Origin of the sequence: Bacteroides sp. OM08-11, assembly GCF_003438665.1 — a bacterium.
Lineage (GTDB): Bacteria > Bacteroidota > Bacteroidia > Bacteroidales > Bacteroidaceae > Bacteroides > Bacteroides cutis.
This window is the reverse complement of sequence record NZ_QSTJ01000004.1, coordinates 26,683-45,799: the sequence shown is the minus strand read 5'-3', so window position 1 is coordinate 45,799 and position 19,117 is coordinate 26,683. Positions and strand designations below refer to the sequence as shown.

The window sequence follows — 19,117 nt, the reverse complement described above, 5'->3', positions numbered from 1 at the left end:
TCTTCTAGGTAAATATATGAATTTACTCAATAATTGTCATTTCTTTTATCAGGTGCTCGCAACCTCCCAGTTTTTCGAGAATAAAGAGTACGTAACGGATATCAAGATTGATACAACGTTGCAGGTTATTGTCAAAATTGATATCGCCACTCAACGATTCCCAGTTTCCGTCGAAAGCGCAGCCAATGAGTTGACCTTCGGCATTGATAACAGGACTACCGGAGTTTCCGCCTGTGATGTCATTGGTGGTAAGGAAACAAACGGGCATGGTCCCGTCAGGCATGGCATAACGTCCGAAGTCCTTGTTATGAATTAATTCTTTCAGTTTGGCAGGAACAACGAACTCGCTGTCCTCGGGGTTTTCTTTCTCAAGAATGCCGTCTGTGGTAGTGTAATATTTATAATGTACGGCATCGCGTGGACTGTAAGGTTTTACATTACCATACGTCAGGCGGATAGTGAAATTGGCATCCGGATAAGAAGGAACCGGCAGTTTCATTTCACTTAAACCACGGATGTAAGTTTTGTGAAGCAGTTCTAGGTCACCGCACCGTTTCTGATATTCACCGGCAACTTCAAGTCTCTTTTCTATTTTGGAGCGTGAATAAGCGGTTGCAGGATCTTTCTCGATAGCTTTTATAGTAGGTTTCTTCATGAATTTGTCGAAATTCTCACGGTTGGAAAGAATTGAGTTGTCGTAAATATCATCGACAAAAGCGCTATAGTCACCTTTGAACTTATCTTGGATTGTTTTATAGAAAGTAGGCAACTCCTCTGGTGTCAAGGCTTTGGCAAGAGCAGGCAGAATGGCTTTGGCTACAGCGCGATCCACTTCGTGATCGTAGTCTTTATTGTGGATATCATTGTACACCTGCTCTAATTGAACTTTGGAAGCATTGAGCAGGGAGTCGTTCTTTTCTTCAATGCCCTTTTTGATGTTATCCATCACCATATATGGGCTGCCGAATTCGATGGCTCCGTTCAAAGCTTCGAACAAGTAACTTAGTTGGCGGTAAACCGGCATTCTGTTAGTGATGATGGCGTCAATCTTTTCTACGATACCTTCATATTCAGGTTTCCCTTTAGCGAACTCAGCGAACTTCTTCTCTTGTTCGGCTTTGGCACCCAGTACATCATTGTCGATGATGGCTTTGTTCATGCCGATGGAGTTTTTCCAGTAGTTGCTGCTTCCTGCGAATTTATTGGCGTATTGGATACGGGTCTTGTCACTGGCTTCCATTGCTTTTCTCAGAACTTCAAGACGTACACCACGCATATCGATCATGGCCTGATTATCAGCTTCCATACGTTCTTTCACTTCCGATTGGGTGAGGTAACGGCTAGTACTTCCCGGAAATCCCATAATCATGGCATAGTCGTTTTCCTGTAATCCTTTGATAGAAATAGGCAGATATTTGGGGGTTTTCAAAGGTACATTGTCAGCGGAATATTCTGCCGGTTCTCCGTTTTTGTCGGCATAAATACGAAACATGGAGAAGTCACCGGTATGGCGTGGCCACATCCAGTTATCCGTTTCACCACCGAATTTTCCGATAGATGAGGGCGGAGCGGCTACCATACGTACGTCATTGTATACTTTATAATAGAATAGATAATATTTGTTTCCGGCATAGAACGGCAATGCTCTTACTTCGATACCCGGTTTGCCGTTCAAGTCACTCTTTTCTAATTCCTCTTTGGCAAGTTTCCGGAGGAAAGGATAAGTCATGGCATTTGTTTCGGTCACTTCACCGGATTTTATCTTGGAGTTTACAAGGTCGGTGATGTCTACGATACGATGAACGAAGCGAAATTCCAATCCCGGAGTAGGCAACTCTTCATTACGGTTCTTTGCCCAAAAACCGTCAGTCAGGTAATCGTGCTCTACACTACTGTGTTGCTGGATGGATGCGTAACCGCAGTGGTGGTTGGTCAAAATCAATCCTTCCGGAGAGATTATTTCGCCGGTACACCCCCCGCCGAAGATACCTACGGCATCTTTCAAGGACACACCGTTAGGATTGTAAAGGTCGTCAGCCTCGAGTTTCAATCCTTGTTTCTTCATCAAATCGATGGAGTTCTGTTGCTGCATCAATTGCAACAACCACATTCCCTCGTCAGCGTGTGCGGAACACACTGCCATTGCGGCAAATACCGCAACCAGGCATTTTCTAAATTTTAGTTTCATGTTATTTTTCTGTTTAATGATTGACTGTATGGTTAGTAATTGTTTTATTTGAATTCTCCTCTACGGATGGCCTCCATCACATTAGCGGGAGGACGTTGATTCATCAGCTCCTGTTTCATGAAATCCATGTAGGGGGCCACATGTTTGAAAAACTTCCGGTATCCGGCGCAGAGATAATTCAATCCCGGTTCTCCGTCGGCTGTATGCGCAAAACGGTTTTTAGGGCATTCGCCATTGCAGGCAAACAACCACTCACATTCTTTGCATTGAGTAGGGAGTGACTTCTGTTTCATCAAGCCGAAGTTTTGTTGCCGTTCGCTGTACATCATTTCTACCAAAGTTTTCTGGTAGATATTACCTAATTTGTATTCGGGGAATACGAAGTGGTCGCATGCGTATACATCACCGTTGAATTCCATGACACCTGCATGACCACAAGTTTTTGCCATAGAACAGACACCCGGTTGTTCGCCTATCCAGTTGGCAAGGGTGGAGTCGAACAGTTGGATATAATAAGTCCCGACGTCCTCTTTAATCCATTCATCGAATAGAGCACAGAGGAAATTCCCCCATTGCTCAGGACTTACGGAAAAGTCGGCCAACTGTGTGGCGGTTTCTTTGTCGGCTAAAGAAGCAAGATGACGTCCGTCCTGACGGGATGTAATTCGTTCCACAATAGGGGCAAACTGAATATAGTGGCAATCCAATTCCTTGAAAAAGTTATAGAAATCCAGTGGGTAATCGGCATTATAATCGTTGACAACCGCCATACCATTCCACTCAACCCCATGTTTTTTCAGCAGATTAATTCCCTGCATCACTTTGACAAAAGAGGGTTTTCCCAGCTTGTTTTTACGATATTCATCGTGGAACTCTTGCGGACCATCGATGGACACACCTACCAGCCAGTTGTTCTCTTTGAAGAACTCACACCATTCATCCGTCAGTAATGTGCCATTAGTCTGTATGCAGTTGTCGATAGTGCGGCCCTTGGCATACTTCTTTTGTAGTTCCATAGCCCGTTTGTAAAAGGAAAGCGGGCGCATCAAAGTTTCTCCTCCATGCCAGGTAAACAGGACCTGTGGCATGGTTTGTGAGTTTATATATTCTTCGATGAATTTTTCCAGCAGTTCATCGCTCATCACGTGTTTCGGGTTGTTGGTATAGAGCTTAGCCTTTTCCAGATAATAACAATAATCGCATGCCAGATTACATACAGCCCCTACGGGCTTGAGCATTACATAAAGAGGTTTTGCAAAAGGAGCATAAGTTGACATGTATATTTTTTCTATTTTTATTATTTATGATTGTGCAAAAATACGTAAACCAAATGAAAATTCCTTTCTTTCTATCCGGTTTATAAGGAATATTAATACCTTTGCTGCGTGTAATTCATAAATCGTTTCCTGCATGATTAGAATGAGTGTAAACCGTATTTTGCCTCTTTTGCTTTTGCTCGTGTTATTCGTCTCTTGTAGTCGTAAGTACAAAATTGAGGGTAGTTCCTCAGTAACAAGCCTTGACGGGAAAATGTTATTCCTCAAAACTCTTCAAGACGGACAATGGGTAGCTATCGATTCGGCGGAAGTCGTTCACGGCCTTTTCAAGATGAAAGGAAAGGTTGATTCTGTAATGATGGTAACTCTTTATATGGGTGACGAAGGTATCATGCCTTTGGTGCTTGAAGACGGTAAGATTGAAGTTTCCATTTCGAATACGCAACTGACTGCTAAGGGTACGTTGCTTAACAACCAACTTTATGAGTTTATAGACAAGCGTAACGAATTGGAAGTGAAGATTGAAGAATTGGATAGAAAGGAAGCCCGCATGGTGTTGGAAGGTGTCAGATTGGAAGATGTTCATGATGAACTGATGAAAGAGGGCGAAGCTTTGGCAAAGGAAATGAGTGACTATGTCAAAGGATTTATTACCGATAACTATGAGAATGTCCTCGGTCCCAATGTCTTTATGATGGTATGCAGTACTTTGCCTTATCCCATCATGACTCCACAGATAGAAGATATTATGCGTACTGCTCCTCAAACATTTAAGCAAAACCCGTTGGTAAAGGATTTTTTATCCAAAGCGAAGGAGAATATGCGTTTGATTGAAGAACACAAGCGTATGGAACAAAATGCCGCTTCTGAAGCATCTCAACAATAATAAAACTTTTTATTATCCCAAAAGAATGAAGCAAGGCTTTATCGGTCTTGATCTTCGTTCTTAATCATTCCCTTGAATTTTTCCGGTAAGGCACTTTCTACGGCTGTATAGGCTTCTGCCATAGTTGCTTTTATGTTTTCCATGCCTTGCCCTTTTGGGGGGATGGGATCATGGATAGTCAGTATCATACGGTGACGGTGTATCCATTTTCCGGTACGGGGTAAAATTTCGAAAGAACCATCAATGGTGACAGGTACTACAGCCAGTTGTAACTCATCCGCCAATTGAAAAGCACCTCTCTTAAAGTATCCCATATGTCCGCTAAAAGTACGTGCCCCTTCAGGAAATACTACCAGTGACACTCCATTTCTAAGTGAAGACTCCGCTTGTTTCATAGTTGCCAATACTTTCTTGGGACTGGAGCGGTCTACGAAGATATGTCCTGCACTTTCACAAGCTTTCCCTACGAAAGGTATTTTTCTCAAGCTCTTCTTCATCATCCATTTGAAATTTCTTCCCAGAAAACCATAAATCAGGAAAATATCGAATGAACCCTGATGGTTGGGGACGAATACGTATGAAGTATGTTTATGGAGTTTTTCACGTCCATGCACCTTTACCGGAATAAGTAATAGATAGCAGATGAGTTGTGACCATATTTTACCGGGGTAATACCCCCAAATATGAGCACCACCCAGCAATGAACCGATAATCGTTACCAATGCCGTAAGAATTGTCAATATTAAAAGTATGGGCAGCGCAAAGCAAACCTGATAAATATTATAGAGTATCTTCATAGGTGTTGGATTTTGTTGCTACAAAGATAGACGTTTTTTATATTTTGTCATCCATTATCACTGACTAATTTTATGATCGTGATTTCCGGCCAGGCACCAAAGCGGAAAGGTAATCCTACATAGCCAATGCCGACATTGACATACAAAGCTCTTTTCCCATCGTAATACATACCCGACCATTCAGGATATTTAAGCGAGGATAATGAGTGTCCGAACATTTCCATCTGCATGGCGTGGGTGTGTCCGGAGAGCATCAGGTCAATGTCCGAATCTGGCAATACTTCACGTCGCCAGTGGGTAGGATTATGGCTTAGTAATATTTTGAACAACCCCTCTGTTCCTTGTATGGCACGAGGTAAGTCGGCATGTTGTGAGAAAGGAGGTTCTCCGTCATTCTCTACACCGATAAGAGCGATACTGTCCCCCTGATGATATAAGATGGTATGTTCATTGTTCAGCAATTTCCATCCCATCACTTTTTGTTGTTCTAACAGATAGTTCAAGTTTTCTTCCTCTTCTTTCCGGTTCTTCCAGTGAAAATAAGTTCCGTAATCATGGTTACCCAAGATAGAATAGACTCCGTCGGGAGCATGTAGTTCCGAAAGGACATTCCGGAAGTCGTCTAATTCATGGCTTTGCTGGTTCACCAGATCACCGGTAAAGACGATGAGATCAGGATGTTGCTCATTAATCAGATTTACTAATCTTTGAATAGCTCCTTTCTTTTCTTGCCAACTGCCGATATGAATATCAGACACTTGGAGGATACGATATCCATTAAATCCTTTAGGTAGATTGGTCGAATGATATTCTACGTTTTTAATTTCAAAGTGAGTAATGCCCGCCAATGCTCCGTAAAGAATATTGGCAAAACTGATGATACCTAAAGTCAGTCCTAAAACCGTGAATGGCAAACGATGGACAACGAAAGGAAAACATGGTTCTTTGAAAGATGTACGGAAAAGCAGAAATGACAAACAACGGCTGATACCCCGGCACAATATGCCGAGTAGTGAAGAGAACATAAACAGTATTTTAGGAACAGCAAACAACATGACGGCTATTGCCAGTTTTCCGATACTTTGTGAATGACGGGAGAGGGCATTGTCTCCGGTCATATAGATGAAATAAAGATACAGAAGCACCAATATGGCAGAAGGAAGCCAGTAGGCACAACGCCAAAGAATACTACGTGTCCGTTTTACGATGTATACCAGATAGATATATACATCGGGTAGGAGCAGGGAAAGAAGAAGGATTAAAGTTATTCTGTACATATATCTTTCAGTTCTTCTATGTTTTTGTTGATAGAGTCAAGATGCTTGTATATCATCTTTTTATAGATAAAATAAATGATTAAGATATCAAATATCGTAAGGATGCTTATCAGGGTGACTTGTACTATGACGGGCTGCAAATAATACTCCATTACCCAATAAAACAGGATAGTGAATAATACGGCCCATATTGCCGTGATCCAAACCTCAGTACGAGTCCAACTACGGAAAATGGTCATACGGCGGCTTACTTCTGCTACAGACATTTTGTCTATTTCAGTCTTCTTATTCCATTGATAGGTTTTCCAGTCCCACCAAAATCCAACGATAATACTTATAACTATAAATCCGCCAATAATATACAATTTGTTAATCCATTTCTCGTTTTCCACGATATTGGGTAGGAAAATGATGGCAGCGACAATAGCAAGCAGAATAACAACGACACCGATGATGAGTGAAAAGCGTTGAGAGTTCAATATACATCCCATGCTCACACGAGTATTCGCTTTGTATCCGGCAATCAATTCCTTTATACGTTCCTCATCTGCAATAGGTTCCTTTTGCAACTGGGCATCCAGTACATTCCATGATTTTTTCAGTTCATCCAGTTCCATTATGTTATTCCTCCTTCTTCATTTTTTTCAGTTTGTCTTTAATACGGCTGAGTTTGGTGGCAACGTTAGTTACGGTCAGACCGGTAATCTCGGCTATCTCTTCATAACTTTTTTCTTCCAGATAGAGCAGAATGATGGATTTCTCCAGTTGTCCCAGCCGGTTTATCATCTGGTAGAGTTGTCTCAGCATAGCTTGTGTTTCGTCGTTTTCTTCAGTACGGTCAGCTTCTTGCGTCAAAGTTACAATTTCAGGAATATTTTTTTCTTTTCGCAAGAAGCTGATACAGGTATTCAGCGAAATTCGATAAATCCATGTTGAAACTTTACATTCTCTCCTGAATTTAGGAAATGCTTTCCAAATATTGAGTATTACTTCCTGATACAGGTCATTGAGAGTAGCATTAGGTGTGGTGTATAAATAACACACCTTATAGATGACACGCTCGTATTCCCGTATCACGGATAAGAACTCTTGTTCTAAGTTTTCCATTGTTTTTATTCTCAATTCGCTTTTTGTTCTGTTAGTCGCAATGAAAGCTGGAAAATCACCTCTCCAAAGATAAAAACAAAAATAATTATCGGAGGTTCGCTGCGAGGTATTTTCGCATTTCATTGACAGGCATTCCACGCCGTCGAGCATAGTCTTCCAACTGGTCTTCACCGATTTTGCCGACAGCGAAATAATGGGATGCCGGATGAGCCAGCATCATTCCACAAACGGAAGCATGCGGGTGCATAGCTCCGTTTTCAGTCAATGTAATTCCGATCTGCTTCATGTCGAGCAATTCATCCAGTATGAAATTGACCGATTGGTCGGGCAAGGAAGGATAGCCTACAGCCGGACGTATACCTTGGTATTTCTCTACCAGCAAGTCCGGAATAGATAAAGACTCATCGGGCACATATCCCCATGCCCTTTTACGGACATATTCGTGCATTTTTTCGGTTGCGGCTTCTGCCAGACGGTCGCTTAATGTCTGTACGAGCAGAAGTTTGTACGGGTCGTCTTTGTAATATTTTTCAGTTTCTTCCTTGATGGAAGAAGCAAACAACCCTATCGTATCAGTCGTACCCGATGAAAGCGGGCGTATGAAATCGCTTAAACAGAGAAATGGGCTCCCGTCAGGATGTGGCGTTTGTTGTCGAAGTAAAGGGAAAGTCGTTCCTTCTATAATCAGGTCGTCACCATCCGAGTTGGCTTGGCATAACCGGTAAATGCATTGGATGGTAAGTTCTCCATCCAATGCATTCAGCATTCTGCTTGCCTCCTTGAAAAGCTGCATTGCTTCTACAGCCTTCACACGTTCTTCTGCAGGAAAGGTGGTTATCCAAGAGGCACGACAAACATAGCAACCATCTATACCGGCTATAGTTGCAAACCGTGGCTGAAAACCCCATGCATGGAAAAAGTATATCCAGTTGATATAGGGCGTTACTTCGTGAACTTTATAATTGATTACAGGCAAAGGCTGGTAAATTAGGATTTATAATCAAATCTCAACTCTTCTCCCCGGTAAGCCTCGTCCACCTTGTTGTCATTATAAATAAGGTGTCCGTTGGCAAATGTTTTTTCTACTTTCCAATTGAACGTGTGTCCTTCCAGTGGACTCCAGCCGCATTTGCTTAGAATGTTTTTAGTAGTTACCTCCCAAGGAGTATTGGGGCGTACCAACACTAAGTCCGCCTGATAACCTTCGCGGATATATCCTCGCCGGCAGATACCGAATATCTGTGCAGGCGCATGGCACATCTTCTGTACAATCGTTTCCAGGGAGAACACGCCTTGGTCTACCAGTTCGAGCATGCTTACAAGAGAGAATTGTATCATAGGCATACCTGACATTGCTTTCAGTGCGCCTCCCTTCTTTTCACTCAGCAGATGGGGAGCGTGGTCTGTAGCGATGACATCGATAACTCCTGAATTGACTGCCGCGCGTATGGCTCTCTGCTCGATAGGTCTTTTAATGGCAGGATTACATTTAATGCGTGTACCTAATTTACTATAATCGGAAGTTCCGTATATCAGATGGGCTATACATGCTTCAGCTGTAATCAGCTTTTCGGAAAGAGGAGCGTCGCTGAATAGTTTCAACTCTTTAGCGGTAGATACATGAAGTATATGTAATCTTGCCCCGGCAATTGTAGCCAGGCGTACCGCCAGTTCCGAAGATGTATAGCATGCAGCTATGGAGCGGATATTGGGATGTTCCTTGACGGGAATATCTTGTTCCCCCTTATATTTCGCTTTGTATTTCTCTATATTGGCAAGTATGGTTTCCTGATCTTCGCAATGGGCAGCAATCAGCATGTCAGTTCCATTGAATATCTTCAGCAGGCTGTTCATCTTATCTACCAGCATATTGCCGGTACTTGATCCCATGAATAGTTTAATACCGCAAACACGATGTCTGTCTAATTTATCAAACTCGGTATAATTCGTATTGGTTGCACCGAAATAACAAGAGTGATTGACGATACACTTTTCATTCAGCAAATCGAACTTGGCATGTAAGGCATCCAACGATGTAGTGAGTGGATTTGTATTCGGCATGTCCATAATAGAAGTGACACCTCCTGCGGCAGCTGCCCGGCTTTCGGTAAAGATGTCTGCCTTATGGGTCAATCCGGGATCACGGAAATGCACGTGGTCGTCTATAATACCCGGCAACAAGTAGCAACCGGTAGCGTCAATCGTTTCATCACAAGGAGCGGAGAGAGGTTTCCAGTTTGTCAGTACCTCGGCGATACGTCCGTCTTCTATGACAACGGAACCTTGGATGGATTGTCCTTCATTGACAATCATTGCATTATGTATCAGCGTTCTTTTCATTTCTTTGATGGATAATTGATAGTTGATAATGGCTAATTAGTTATCATCGGCCGCTTTTGGGAATTTGTGAAACCAACTGTTCCATTTTAATCTCATCACTCCGAAGACGGCCTCACCGAAAATGCTGCTGTTCATCTTGGAGGTTCCCAATTCGCGGTTGATGAAGATGACAGGCACTTCTTTTACCTTGAACCCGCATTTGTAGGCGGTAAATTTCATCTCAATCTGAAAAGCGTAGCCTTTGAAACGTATACCGTCGAGGTCGATAGTCTCCAATACCCGTCTGCGATAACATACAAACCCTGCAGTCGTATCATGGATAGGCAATCCGGTGATGATACGTACATATTTGGATGCGAAATAAGACATCAGCACACGTCCCATGGGCCAGTTTACCACATTGACACCACTTACATATCGTGAACCTATGGCTATGTCGGCAGCCTCTTCTGCACAAGCTTGGTAGAGGCGCGGCAAGTCTTTGGGATTGTGGCTGAAGTCCGCATCCATTTCAAAGATATATTCGTAATCGTGTTGCAACGCCCATTTAAAACCTGCGATATAAGCCGTGCCCAAGCCAAGTTTTCCTTTACGTTCCACCATAAACAGACGTTCGGGAAACTCTTTTTGTAGTTTTTTTACGATATCCGCCGTTCCGTCGGGCGATCCGTCTTCAATGATGAGAATATGGAAACCGTGCTCCAAAGCGAAGACGGCACGAATTATATTTTCGATATTTTCCCGTTCGTTATAGGTGGGGATGATGACGATGCTATCTGATGTCTGCATATATTCCTGTTAAATATGAGGAGTTGTTAATGGGAACAAATGTAATGCTTTTCTATCATTTACGGATAAAACTAAGGATTATTTAGTATTTTTGCGCCGGGAAGTTACGAAAAGAGTGTAATTTATTGGAAATGAGCGTAGGTTAATTGCTCTTGATAGTAATAGGTTACGATTTAGTTAGTTATCTACTGCATTATCCTTCTGCGCGTTGCGTAACCTTCAAAGAACTCTTCGTATGCAAAAGTAGCTATTTAATTCGAGATTTTGATATAAACTCCCGTTTTTTATCCCCTCATTCATAAGAATTTTCCGTAAAAGCGGTATTGTCCGTCGGCACACCATTGCCCAAAACGAGTTTGGAACAAACGTGTGCCGACTACCGCATAGCTGGAGAAAAGGGCATTGCCTCACGCCTAAACGATGTTTAGACAGATGAAGCAATGCCCCTTTCTTTTGCGCCTATGCCAAGAGGTGCTTTTACGGGTTTTCAAATGATTTTTCTTTTTTCGCTGTCTCTTTTGCCGGAAGCGGAAAGTGAATGCAGAGTGTGTCAGCCTGCCCCATGAATGAAACAGGCGCCCACACACAGCCGGACAAACCGGGAAGAATGATTGTTGCCACCCGGCTGAACAAGTTCCGTCGGATCGGAAACAATCATACTTCCTTTGTTGTGGTTTGCCCTTTTCACGCTTCCGGTGATGTCTTTTTCCTTTTGGTGATTCTTTTTTTTACGGATTTTCCCCTGAAGTTTTTTTCTACACAATCTGCCTCTGTTTTCGTTTACCTCCATTTTGCGCCTTTCAGTAAGCCGCATCAGTCAGTCATTTTCGTTCTGGGCGCAAAGGTAATTCCGGGATTGGACGGGAAAGCAAGGTCAAGCCTCCTGTTTTCGGTAAAAATCTCCAGCCCTGCGGGTAGTATTTTGACCGAAAAACCTTGCATTCCCTAATCCCTACCTTTTCAAGCACCCGAAACGAAAACGACCGATGCGACAGAAAGACGCATAAAAAAAATGTCGGATAAACGAGAGGCAGATAAGATAGTTTGAAACTCAACTCCCTCAGCTCTTGAATCCGCATTAAAAACAAAAAAATCAAAAACAGCGAAGATATGACGGCAACGGCAAATTTCAGACAAATGGCGCAACACATCGGGTTGGCGATATGCGGCTTGATGATGCGCACCGCCTTCGGGGTGTTCGGCATCCTTTGGGGCATCATCAGAGAGATTGTAAACGGAGTGTTCCGAGTGGCGATAGGTGTAATCGTGGCTATCCTTTCCACCATTGCCTTCTTTGGCTTCATCCTTTGGTTATTCACCCTTTAACCCTTACCGACATGGCAAAAAGAAACAGCAAGACGGCAGCGCAGCAGTGCAGATATTACGAGGTGGACAACATCTTCGTGTATATGGTGGAAACGTACATCAACGGCAATTTTGAAACTTTCCGAAGATTGTACCACGAACTGAACAAGGACGCACGGAGGGATTTCATGGACTTCCTTCTCAGCGAGGTAGAGCCGACCTATTGGAGAGAGATACTGAAACAGATAATCTAAAAATGACAGCGATATGAAAGGAACAGACCATTTCAAGAGAACGATATATATGTACTTGGAACAGCGTGCGGAGGAAGATGCGCTATTTGCAAAGAAGTACCGCAACCCTGCCAAGAACATGGACGAGTGCGTGACCCACATTCTGAACTATGTGCAGAAAAGCGGTTGCAACGGTTTCACGGACGGAGAGATATTCGGGCAAGCCATCCACTACTATGAGGAAAACGAGATAGAGGTGGGCAAACCGATGGACTGCCAAGTGGTTGTGAACCACGTTGTGAAACTCACGGCAGAGGAAAAGGCGGAGGCACGTCAGAACGCTGTCCGCAAATACCAAGAGGAGGAACTCCGCAAGTTGCAGAACCGCCACAGACCGTCAGCGAGAAAAGAAAACCAACCCCAACCCTCATTATTTGATTTAGGCTTATGAAACCGAAGACCAAGATACAGAAAGAGGTGGCAAGACTTTCCGCCAACCTTCGCCCCATATCAGCGACACAAATAGATTGGGCATACCGCCACTGCGTTGAGCATATCGGCTACCGCACCAAGAAAGGGAACATCACCTGTTCCGACTGCGGTCACGAGTGGCACAGCGACAGCGGACTATGCGACACCCTTGAAGGCTGCACCTGCCCCAAATGCCATGCCGAACTCAAAGTGCAGGACACACGCAGACGCATCTACAAGGAAACGCAGAATTTCAGCGTGATAACCACCTGCAAAGGGTATCAGGTAATCCGCGTGGCGCAGGTCAGATGCGAGAGCAGGAAAGGCGAACCGATGCGTTTCTACTGCCACGAGGTCGTGCAGCGTTGGATTTCACCCGACGGCAAGGTTACGGACATGGCGTTGCTCCGTGGCTTCCTTTTCTGCTATTGCGATGTGTGGGCATTAGGCAGCGATATGGAGGTAAGACCGCACAACAGCCTATACGATGATGTGGTGGCAAGAAGCTGTGCATATCCAAAGATGAGGATATTGCCCCAACTCAGACGTAACGGCTTCAAGGGCGATTTCCACGGCATCTCCCCCGTGCGTCTTTTCAAAGCCTTGCTTTCAGACCCAAGAATTGAAACCCTTATGAAAGGCGGTGAGATTGAGGTCATGAAACACTTTCTTTTCAATACCCGTACTGCCGATGAATGTTGGGCATCATATCTGATTGCCAAGCGTCACAAGTATCAGATAGACAACCTCTCAATGTGGTGCGACTATCTGCGTATGCTCAAAAAACTCGGTCAAGACCTCCGTAACCCGAAGAACATCTGTCCCGAAGATTTCATGGCGGCACACGACAACGCAACCCGAAAAATTGAAGCCATACACGAGAAGGAAAGAGCCGCAGAGCAACGCCGTTGGGAGATTGAAAGGCGTGAGCGTGAGCAACAGCGACAACTCCAACGAAAGAAAGATGCGGAGGATTTCATCGCCAACAAATCCAAATTCTTCGGCTTGGTAATCACGGACGAGGAAATAATCGTCAAGGTGCTTGAAAGCATAGACGAGTATTACAACGAGGGCAAGACGCAGGGCATCTGCGTGTTTGGCAGTGGATACTACAAGAAAGCCGACACCCTCATACTATCGGCAAGGATTGGCGATGAGATTATTGAAACCGTAGAGGTGGACTTGCGAACCCTCGAAGTGGTGCAGTGCCACGGCAAGCACAACCAGGACACCGAATATCACGAGCGCATCATAGACCTTGTGAACAAGAACGCCAACCTTATCCGTGAGCGGATGAAAGCGGCATAGCATAACCCCTAAAACAACATTGATATGGAAGTAAGAATTGAAAGTATGATTTGTGTGTGGGATGATGCAATCCCCACGATGTTCCTTGAATTTGTGAACCTCCTCACTCTCACAACGAGTGAGGGGGAATTGAGAAAGAGCGTAAAGGAGTTTGCCGAGAAGCACGAACTTGACAAGTTTTTCCTTTACGGCTTCGGCTCACACCATTTCTACCTGCACCAACGCTACACAAGCAACCCCGAAATGGTGATGAAGAACAGAGTTCTGTCAGTACATTTTTAACCATCTAAAAAGCAACATTATGACAACACGAATGACCATCAACGGAGTAAGCACCTGCGCGGAAGCAGGTACGGAGAAATACGAGCGTTTCCAATCGGGTATCGGAAGACGCAGGCGGACACTTGTGCAGTACGACTACCGCCACCCCATAGACAGAGAATTGTTCTCTTGTGTCAAACCCACGTTGGACGAGTGCCGAGCCGCACGGGACAAGTGGCTGAACGCAAAGAAGGGAAAGGAGGACAGACTATGAACACGACCTATCAAACGCTGATAGTCAAGTTCAGCGAACCTATCACGGCATTGGACGGTATCTTTGACGATACCGGAGCGTGGGGAACGGACACCCTCAAGGGGTGGATAGATGATTACGAAAGCACACGTTTCACCGCCACCGACAGCCATACGGCAGTCATCACGAGCGAGTACAATATGGAATGTGTGAAAGAGTGGCTACAACGGCAGACCCCCATTTCCGAAATGCGAGAATTTTGAACGGGATGGCGGTGTCCGCACCGCCAATACTTAAAACCCTAAAAACAAAAGATATGATAGCCAAGACGATATTACAGCAGATAGGCGGAAAACGCTTCACCGCCATGACAGGTAGCCGTGATTTCATAGATATGGGCAACGGCTTACGGATGAGCCTTGCAAGGAACAAAACAAGTGCCAACCGCCTTGACATCATCTATGACGAAGGGGCAGACCTCTACAATATGCGCTTCTACCGCAGGACGTTCAGCAAAAAGACCTTTGAGTGCAAGACAAAGGACATTGCCGTACACGAGGGTATCTATTTTGATATGCTGGAGGAAATGTTCACGATGGTGACGGGACTTTACACACGCTTTTGAGTGGCGGGGCGGCGAGAGCCGCCCTACTTTCTTTCAGTGAGCATGATGGCGGACAAAGAAAGTAGCAAAGAAACCTTTGTCCAATCTGCGATAACTAAAAAATCCGCAAGTAAAACTTGCGGAGGCTATATATTGGGTCGTTATTTTTTGGTGGAGGGGAATGATAATCTCGAACCGTTGAACTACACATTTCTGCTTCGTCTCCATTTCCCCCAACGATTTGATACGTTCAATCATTTTTGTTGTTCCTTTCTGAATTTTCCTAAATACTTTCTTCATAATTTCGCTATACTTTTTATGGTTAATAACTATGTTTTGTATTGCTCTCACAACACTTACAACTTGAAGTGTTATTTGGAAACCGATAGGCAAAAATGGCTCAACGATGTCAATTAACGAGAAAATCCTACGATAATCTATCAAGTGATAGAGCAAAAGACGTGCCAAGTTAAATATGGCACGTCTTTTGCCAGTTTTGTCAGTCCTTTTATGGGATATACAACAGCGCAAACTCCGCCTTTCTCCGTTTGAGCAGCATGGCGTGGCGTTTTCCTTTGTAGTTGCAGAAGGCTATATACTCACGGTAGATGTTCCTGTCACCAGCTTCCAGCTTCTTGATTAAGGTGCTTTTGGGGATTGTTTTGCTGCCTAACAGCTTCGCCGGTCCCACATTGTAAGCTAACGTGCCAAGCAAAATCGAATCAACCCCGAATTTACGGAACATGGCGACAAATTTGCGCAGGTCTTTCCGCAAAAGTTCATCCGCATCCCGTTTTGTCATGGTTCGTGCCGAATACTTCTCGTTTGGCAAAAGTTTGTGACCCCAACCGACGTATGGGTAGTGTTTTTCTGAGTGCCAGCCTTCAAAGTAGCGGCAGCATAAAAAAGCACGTTCCATAAGCGGCAGTCGGTAGATTGCCGCCTGCCCGTCCGTTCCCTCTTGGCGGCTGATCTGCGCGGACACAGAACAGACCGTCAGAAGTGAACAGAGCATTGTCATGAATACACGCATCATTTCAACAAGGGGCTGAAGTTGCCGATGGGAACGATGGTAAGATCGTCGTCCTTTACATTCCTGTTGTTGAAGTCAAATTCCAGTTCGTAGGAGTTGCTAAAGTTATCCTCCACCACCACGATGAAATTATGCGCCTCATCACCCGCCGCCGTGTAGTACAGGCGGAATTTTTCGTTCTCCAGCAGGTAGCGGTCGTTAGGCAGGAAGGTGATGCCGTTATCCATTTTGAGCGAGCCTTCCCCCTCGAACTGGAAATAGCGGATGGTATAGAGCGTACCCGAAAAGTCGCCCTCCTTTTTCAGTTCACAGCGGATTTCCACTGTCTGCCCCTTTACTACCTTGTTCGGCACGGGCATGACCTCCACCGTGAAGGGATAGGACTGCTGGATGTCCATGTCATCGTCACATGACACGAGGGTGAATGACATGGCGGCTATCAGGCATAACGCCACTGCCTTGAATATTGATGTTCTCTTGTTTCTGTTGTTCAGTATGTTCATTGTTCTTCGATTTTTAGATGGTTGTTTTTCTGTTTTTTCGTTGTCAGTTGCAGGTACTCGTTCAAGTCCTTGCAACCGTCATAGAGGGAGGAACGGTCGGTGACACGTTCCCCGTATCGCATGGTAAGTGCGGCAAGCGTCCGCCGTCCGGCTTCGTCACGGTCGAGGAAGCAGCCGATGCGCCCGTATCCGTCCAGCAATCCCGCCGCCTTCTCCACGTTGGCGACTGAGTTCAGCACAAGACAGTCAGCGTTACCGGTTACACCAAGCGTCACGGCAGAGAGAAAGTCCATGAAGCCCTCGAACACGAGGCACTCGTCAGCCGGGATGTCATTCGCCTTTACCAGTGATACAGACTTCGGAGGTATGCAACCCTTGAAATATCGGCTTCTGACTTCATAGCCACCTGCCATGTTCGGAAAGCCAACGGCAAAATACCGTTTCCCACGCACACCGTAGTTCAAGCGGCAGCAGTGACGGGATGCGATGGCGTAAGGGATGCCCCGTTCCTCTAAATACTCCGTCAGCAGTGAGCGGAGCAGCGGAGCGACCTCCACATCCTCAAAAACGGATTCGGTCGGCTTCGAGAGATAGACGGGCTTTTCCCATCCGGCAACCGTCATATTGGCGGCTTCCGCTATGAACTTCGCTTGCTTCATGAAGTCATCGCTTTGCAGAAACTCCCCGGCAAGCGTGAAGATGTCGCCGCCCTTGCCCAAACCGAAGTCGTACCAGAGCTGTTTCGCCACGTTCACACGGAAAGAGGATGTGCGCTCGCCCCTGTACGGGGCAAGATACCACAGCTCGTTACCGCTCCTTCTGACAGGCTCATGCCCCAGCCGTGCGAGAAAATCCGCAAGCGGCATCCTTCTGACAGCATCTATTTCCGTCCTTTCCATGCCCGTGTCAGTTGATGATGAACTTGATACCGACCCCGAACTGCGTGTGGAACTTCCGTGTGTCGCCACCCCAAAGGCAACGCTCCCGCAGGTTGGCAAGCAGGGCGATACGGTCTGCCACGTAACACTCCACATCGAGCGTCAGCGCACCGCCGTAGATGAAGGCGTCCCGGTCGTGCAGCGTGGAGCCGTCATGCAGCACCTTCTTCCCCCAATTTACCGCCTCATATCCGGCGAGAGCCGAAGCCCCGGCATAGACGAAAACAATCTTTCGGGCGTCCGACAGTATCTTGAAGTAATAGCCGCCCTCCGCCGTGAACTGCGCCACGGGTATCTTGGTGTCCTTGTAGGGATTGTTCTTCAACAGGTATTCGCCACCGAACACCCACTTGTTCCCCTTCTTCGTGTAGGTGGAGAGAGCCGCCCCGAAGCTGTACCCGCCGTCCTTGCCGCCGAGATTGAAGCCGTCCGCCATGTCCGCCCTCACCTCGATGCCCTGCATCTTCGGCAGACACCGCTGGGCGTGCGCCTGCCCTGTAAAAAGGGCAAGCGACGCGATGATTATTGCGATGTACTTTCTCATGGTCAGCGTACTTGAAGTTCGTTGATGGTACCCGCGCGTACCAAATCCTCGTTCTCAATCACGAAGGACTGGTGACGGCCGCCGTTCTTCTCGTTCAATTCCACCACGAGGCACTTGTCATCGGGGATGGTGAACTTCGCCATCGTGAAGACCGTGCGCTCGCTCTTTTTGCCCGGCACGAGGGTGGCGTAGTTCTGCGCGCGGAGCGGCAGAATAATCTGCTCCTGCACGGCAGTACGCTTCGCAACCTTCTTGTCCACGATTTTCCAAGTGATGTAGTCCACATCGAAAGGCACGTTGCTCTGGTTCTTTATCTCCGTGTGGAAATAAAGCAAGCCGTTGTGCGTGTAGATGCCTTTCAACAGGTATTGGATGCCGAAACGCTTGCAGCCGATATGCTTCACCTCGCGCTTGTTCTGTTTGTGGATGGACTTCATGATAAGGCGCACCAGCATCGGGCTTTCGCTGCCCAGCTCTTTCAGATAGATTTCCTGCGCGTTGTTCGGGCGGTTCACCGTGCTGCCGTCATGGATGAAGTCGCACATCTCCACGTTGAGCAACAGCGGTTCGGCGGCGTACTTCACGTTGAAGGTGTAGAAACTGCCGTCCTCCGTGATGACGGACATATTCGTTTCGTTGGGAAAATTCCTTACGGTAGCCTTCACACGGATGATGTTCTCCGCTCCGTCGGCTTTCCCGGCAATCAGGTCGGGCGAGCCTAAATCGACATAGCGCACCTCCGCCGGAAAAATGACGTGGACGGTCTTGTCGTAGGTCACTTCCAGACCGTGCGGCGGTATCATGCGGTCGAAGGTCAGCTTGCGTGACAGCCCGTGATATAGGTCGCCGTCCGCCTCCTTCTGCGGATAGACCTCCTTCGTCAAGGTCGGTTGTTCACTTCCGTTGGTCGTTTCAACGGTTACATTCTCCTGCGCGTTGGCAGTTATGATGCCCATAGCGAGGGCAAACATGATGATTACTTTTCTCATTACTTTTGGATTTT

General features: G+C 45.9%; 26 protein-coding genes. 10 read left to right on the top strand and 16 right to left on the bottom strand.

Annotated features, from left to right (window positions below):
* Positions 1-22: 22 nt before the first annotated feature.
* Both DXC10_RS08685 and DXC10_RS08680 read right to left on the bottom strand, forming a co-directional pair.
* Positions 23-2,188, bottom strand: coding sequence for a S46 family peptidase (locus DXC10_RS08685; RefSeq protein ID WP_101545298.1), 2,166 nt, complete (start codon positions 2,186-2,188; stop codon positions 23-25).
* A 44-nt stretch (positions 2,189-2,232) separates the two neighbouring features.
* Positions 2,233-3,465, bottom strand: coding sequence for an anaerobic sulfatase-maturation protein (locus DXC10_RS08680; RefSeq protein WP_117737688.1), 1,233 nt, complete (start codon positions 3,463-3,465; stop codon positions 2,233-2,235).
* A gap of 133 nt (positions 3,466-3,598) precedes the next feature.
* Between DXC10_RS08680 and DXC10_RS08675 the strand changes: the two genes are divergently transcribed.
* On the top strand, positions 3,599-4,351 hold the full coding sequence (locus DXC10_RS08675) for a DUF4369 domain-containing protein (protein WP_101545305.1): 753 nt from the start codon (positions 3,599-3,601) through the stop codon (positions 4,349-4,351).
* Between the two features lie 38 nt (positions 4,352-4,389).
* On the opposite strand, the gene DXC10_RS08670 is transcribed toward DXC10_RS08675, so the two are convergent.
* The 8 genes from DXC10_RS08670 to DXC10_RS16705 form a co-directional block, all read right to left on the bottom strand.
* A complete protein-coding gene (locus DXC10_RS08670; RefSeq protein ID WP_101545308.1) occupies positions 4,390-5,148 on the bottom strand; it encodes a 1-acyl-sn-glycerol-3-phosphate acyltransferase in 759 nt (252 codons plus the stop codon).
* Between the two features lie 47 nt (positions 5,149-5,195).
* A complete protein-coding gene (locus tag DXC10_RS08665; RefSeq protein ID WP_117737687.1) occupies positions 5,196-6,425 on the bottom strand; it encodes a metallophosphoesterase in 1,230 nt (409 codons plus the stop codon).
* Positions 6,413-7,042, bottom strand: a complete 630-nt coding sequence (locus DXC10_RS08660) for a hypothetical protein (protein ID WP_117737686.1) — start codon at positions 7,040-7,042, stop codon at positions 6,413-6,415. The genes DXC10_RS08665 and DXC10_RS08660 overlap by 13 nt, the downstream gene beginning before the upstream one ends.
* 4 nt (positions 7,043-7,046) lie before the next feature.
* A complete protein-coding gene (locus DXC10_RS08655) occupies positions 7,047-7,532 on the bottom strand; it encodes an RNA polymerase sigma factor (protein ID WP_101545313.1) in 486 nt (161 codons plus the stop codon).
* Positions 7,533-7,617: 85 nt separating this feature from the next.
* On the bottom strand, positions 7,618-8,508 hold the full coding sequence (locus DXC10_RS08650) for a vitamin B12 dependent-methionine synthase activation domain-containing protein (protein WP_101545315.1): 891 nt from the start codon (positions 8,506-8,508) through the stop codon (positions 7,618-7,620).
* Positions 8,509-8,519: 11 nt separating this feature from the next.
* On the bottom strand, positions 8,520-9,872 hold the full coding sequence (locus DXC10_RS08645) for a dihydroorotase (protein ID WP_101545316.1): 1,353 nt from the start codon (positions 9,870-9,872) through the stop codon (positions 8,520-8,522).
* Positions 9,873-9,908: 36 nt separating this feature from the next.
* Positions 9,909-10,661: a polyprenol monophosphomannose synthase gene (locus tag DXC10_RS08640; protein WP_101545318.1), complete on the bottom strand. Its 753-nt coding sequence runs from the start codon at positions 10,659-10,661 to the stop codon at positions 9,909-9,911.
* A gap of 219 nt (positions 10,662-10,880) precedes the next feature.
* Entirely contained in the window at positions 10,881-11,093 is a 213-nt protein-coding gene (locus DXC10_RS16705) for a hypothetical protein (protein WP_007567577.1), read from the bottom strand.
* Between the two features lie 106 nt (positions 11,094-11,199).
* Between DXC10_RS16705 and DXC10_RS08630 the strand changes: the two genes are divergently transcribed.
* The 9 genes from DXC10_RS08630 to DXC10_RS08585 all read left to right on the top strand — a co-directional run bounded on the left by DXC10_RS08630 (position 11,200) and on the right by DXC10_RS08585 (position 15,117).
* Positions 11,200-11,610: a hypothetical protein gene (locus tag DXC10_RS08630; protein ID WP_004291538.1), complete on the top strand. Its 411-nt coding sequence runs from the start codon at positions 11,200-11,202 to the stop codon at positions 11,608-11,610.
* Positions 11,611-11,771: 161 nt separating this feature from the next.
* Positions 11,772-11,987 (top strand): hypothetical protein, encoded by a 216-nt coding sequence (locus tag DXC10_RS08620; protein WP_004291535.1) that lies wholly within the window; start codon positions 11,772-11,774, stop codon positions 11,985-11,987.
* 11 nt (positions 11,988-11,998) lie between these two features.
* On the top strand, positions 11,999-12,220 hold the full coding sequence (locus DXC10_RS08615; RefSeq protein WP_004291534.1) for a hypothetical protein: 222 nt from the start codon (positions 11,999-12,001) through the stop codon (positions 12,218-12,220).
* Positions 12,221-12,233: 13 nt separating this feature from the next.
* Entirely contained in the window at positions 12,234-12,650 is a 417-nt protein-coding gene (locus tag DXC10_RS08610; protein ID WP_004291533.1) for a PcfK-like family protein, read from the top strand.
* On the top strand, positions 12,647-13,978 hold the full coding sequence (locus DXC10_RS08605; protein WP_004291532.1) for a PcfJ domain-containing protein: 1,332 nt from the start codon (positions 12,647-12,649) through the stop codon (positions 13,976-13,978). Before DXC10_RS08610 ends, DXC10_RS08605 begins: the two co-directional genes overlap by 4 nt.
* A 24-nt stretch (positions 13,979-14,002) precedes the next feature.
* The gene (locus tag DXC10_RS08600; protein WP_004291531.1) at positions 14,003-14,260 is read left to right on the top strand and encodes a hypothetical protein; all 258 of its coding nucleotides are present in this window, start codon (positions 14,003-14,005) and stop codon (positions 14,258-14,260) included.
* A gap of 19 nt (positions 14,261-14,279) precedes the next feature.
* Positions 14,280-14,513 carry a DUF3873 domain-containing protein gene (locus tag DXC10_RS08595; protein ID WP_004304291.1) on the top strand — a complete coding sequence of 78 codons (234 nt, stop codon included), beginning with the start codon at positions 14,280-14,282 and terminating at the stop codon, positions 14,511-14,513.
* The gene (locus DXC10_RS08590) at positions 14,453-14,755 is read left to right on the top strand and encodes a hypothetical protein (protein ID WP_005783104.1); all 303 of its coding nucleotides are present in this window, start codon (positions 14,453-14,455) and stop codon (positions 14,753-14,755) included. Before DXC10_RS08595 ends, DXC10_RS08590 begins: the two co-directional genes overlap by 61 nt.
* Before the next feature lie 53 nt (positions 14,756-14,808).
* The gene (locus tag DXC10_RS08585) at positions 14,809-15,117 is read left to right on the top strand and encodes a hypothetical protein (protein ID WP_004304290.1); all 309 of its coding nucleotides are present in this window, start codon (positions 14,809-14,811) and stop codon (positions 15,115-15,117) included.
* Positions 15,118-15,150: 33 nt separating this feature from the next.
* Here the strand turns inward: DXC10_RS08585 and DXC10_RS16700 are convergent, their stop codons facing one another.
* The 6 genes from DXC10_RS16700 to traN all read right to left on the bottom strand — a co-directional run bounded on the left by DXC10_RS16700 (position 15,151) and on the right by traN (position 19,103).
* Positions 15,151-15,540, bottom strand: coding sequence for a hypothetical protein (locus tag DXC10_RS16700; protein WP_004291527.1), 390 nt, complete (start codon positions 15,538-15,540; stop codon positions 15,151-15,153).
* A gap of 64 nt (positions 15,541-15,604) precedes the next feature.
* Positions 15,605-16,132, bottom strand: a complete 528-nt coding sequence (locus DXC10_RS08575; RefSeq protein ID WP_004291526.1) for a hypothetical protein — start codon at positions 16,130-16,132, stop codon at positions 15,605-15,607.
* Positions 16,129-16,632 carry a DUF3872 domain-containing protein gene (locus DXC10_RS08570; protein WP_004291525.1) on the bottom strand — a complete coding sequence of 168 codons (504 nt, stop codon included), beginning with the start codon at positions 16,630-16,632 and terminating at the stop codon, positions 16,129-16,131. Before DXC10_RS08570 ends, DXC10_RS08575 begins: the two co-directional genes overlap by 4 nt.
* On the bottom strand, positions 16,629-17,531 hold the full coding sequence (locus DXC10_RS08565) for a toprim domain-containing protein (protein WP_004291524.1): 903 nt from the start codon (positions 17,529-17,531) through the stop codon (positions 16,629-16,631). Before DXC10_RS08565 ends, DXC10_RS08570 begins: the two co-directional genes overlap by 4 nt.
* 7 nt (positions 17,532-17,538) lie before the next feature.
* Positions 17,539-18,114, bottom strand: a complete 576-nt coding sequence (locus tag DXC10_RS08560; RefSeq protein ID WP_004291523.1) for a conjugal transfer protein TraO — start codon at positions 18,112-18,114, stop codon at positions 17,539-17,541.
* Positions 18,115-18,116: 2 nt separating this feature from the next.
* Positions 18,117-19,103, bottom strand: coding sequence for a conjugative transposon protein TraN (gene traN / locus DXC10_RS08555; protein WP_004291522.1), 987 nt, complete (start codon positions 19,101-19,103; stop codon positions 18,117-18,119).
* Positions 19,104-19,117: the final 14 nt, after the last annotated feature.

Bases quoted from the DNA above. Each gene is read 5' to 3' on its own strand.
- DXC10_RS08685 (WP_101545298.1), bottom strand. From the start codon at position 2,188: ATGAAACTAAAATTTAGAAAATGCCTGGTTGCGGTATTTGCCGCAATG.
- DXC10_RS08680 (WP_117737688.1), bottom strand. From the start codon at position 3,465: ATGTCAACTTATGCTCCTTTTGCAAAACCTCTTTATGTAATGCTCAAG.
- DXC10_RS08675 (WP_101545305.1), top strand. From the start codon at position 3,599: ATGATTAGAATGAGTGTAAACCGTATTTTGCCTCTTTTGCTTTTGCTC.
- DXC10_RS08670 (WP_101545308.1), bottom strand. From the start codon at position 5,148: ATGAAGATACTCTATAATATTTATCAGGTTTGCTTTGCGCTGCCCATA.
- DXC10_RS08665 (WP_117737687.1), bottom strand. From the start codon at position 6,425: ATGTACAGAATAACTTTAATCCTTCTTCTTTCCCTGCTCCTACCCGAT.
- DXC10_RS08660 (WP_117737686.1), bottom strand. From the start codon at position 7,042: ATGGAACTGGATGAACTGAAAAAATCATGGAATGTACTGGATGCCCAG.
- DXC10_RS08655 (WP_101545313.1), bottom strand. From the start codon at position 7,532: ATGGAAAACTTAGAACAAGAGTTCTTATCCGTGATACGGGAATACGAG.
- DXC10_RS08645 (WP_101545316.1), bottom strand. From the start codon at position 9,872: ATGAAAAGAACGCTGATACATAATGCAATGATTGTCAATGAAGGACAA.
- DXC10_RS08640 (WP_101545318.1), bottom strand. From the start codon at position 10,661: ATGCAGACATCAGATAGCATCGTCATCATCCCCACCTATAACGAACGG.
- DXC10_RS08630 (WP_004291538.1), top strand. From the start codon at position 11,200: ATGCAGAGTGTGTCAGCCTGCCCCATGAATGAAACAGGCGCCCACACA.
- DXC10_RS08620 (WP_004291535.1), top strand. From the start codon at position 11,772: ATGACGGCAACGGCAAATTTCAGACAAATGGCGCAACACATCGGGTTG.
- DXC10_RS08615 (WP_004291534.1), top strand. From the start codon at position 11,999: ATGGCAAAAAGAAACAGCAAGACGGCAGCGCAGCAGTGCAGATATTAC.
- DXC10_RS08610 (WP_004291533.1), top strand. From the start codon at position 12,234: ATGAAAGGAACAGACCATTTCAAGAGAACGATATATATGTACTTGGAA.
- DXC10_RS08605 (WP_004291532.1), top strand. From the start codon at position 12,647: ATGAAACCGAAGACCAAGATACAGAAAGAGGTGGCAAGACTTTCCGCC.
- DXC10_RS08600 (WP_004291531.1), top strand. From the start codon at position 14,003: ATGGAAGTAAGAATTGAAAGTATGATTTGTGTGTGGGATGATGCAATC.
- DXC10_RS08595 (WP_004304291.1), top strand. From the start codon at position 14,280: ATGACAACACGAATGACCATCAACGGAGTAAGCACCTGCGCGGAAGCA.
- DXC10_RS08585 (WP_004304290.1), top strand. From the start codon at position 14,809: ATGATAGCCAAGACGATATTACAGCAGATAGGCGGAAAACGCTTCACC.
- DXC10_RS08575 (WP_004291526.1), bottom strand. From the start codon at position 16,132: ATGATGCGTGTATTCATGACAATGCTCTGTTCACTTCTGACGGTCTGT.
- DXC10_RS08570 (WP_004291525.1), bottom strand. From the start codon at position 16,632: ATGAACATACTGAACAACAGAAACAAGAGAACATCAATATTCAAGGCA.
- DXC10_RS08565 (WP_004291524.1), bottom strand. From the start codon at position 17,531: ATGGAAAGGACGGAAATAGATGCTGTCAGAAGGATGCCGCTTGCGGAT.
- DXC10_RS08560 (WP_004291523.1), bottom strand. From the start codon at position 18,114: ATGAGAAAGTACATCGCAATAATCATCGCGTCGCTTGCCCTTTTTACA.
- traN (WP_004291522.1), bottom strand. From the start codon at position 19,103: ATGAGAAAAGTAATCATCATGTTTGCCCTCGCTATGGGCATCATAACT.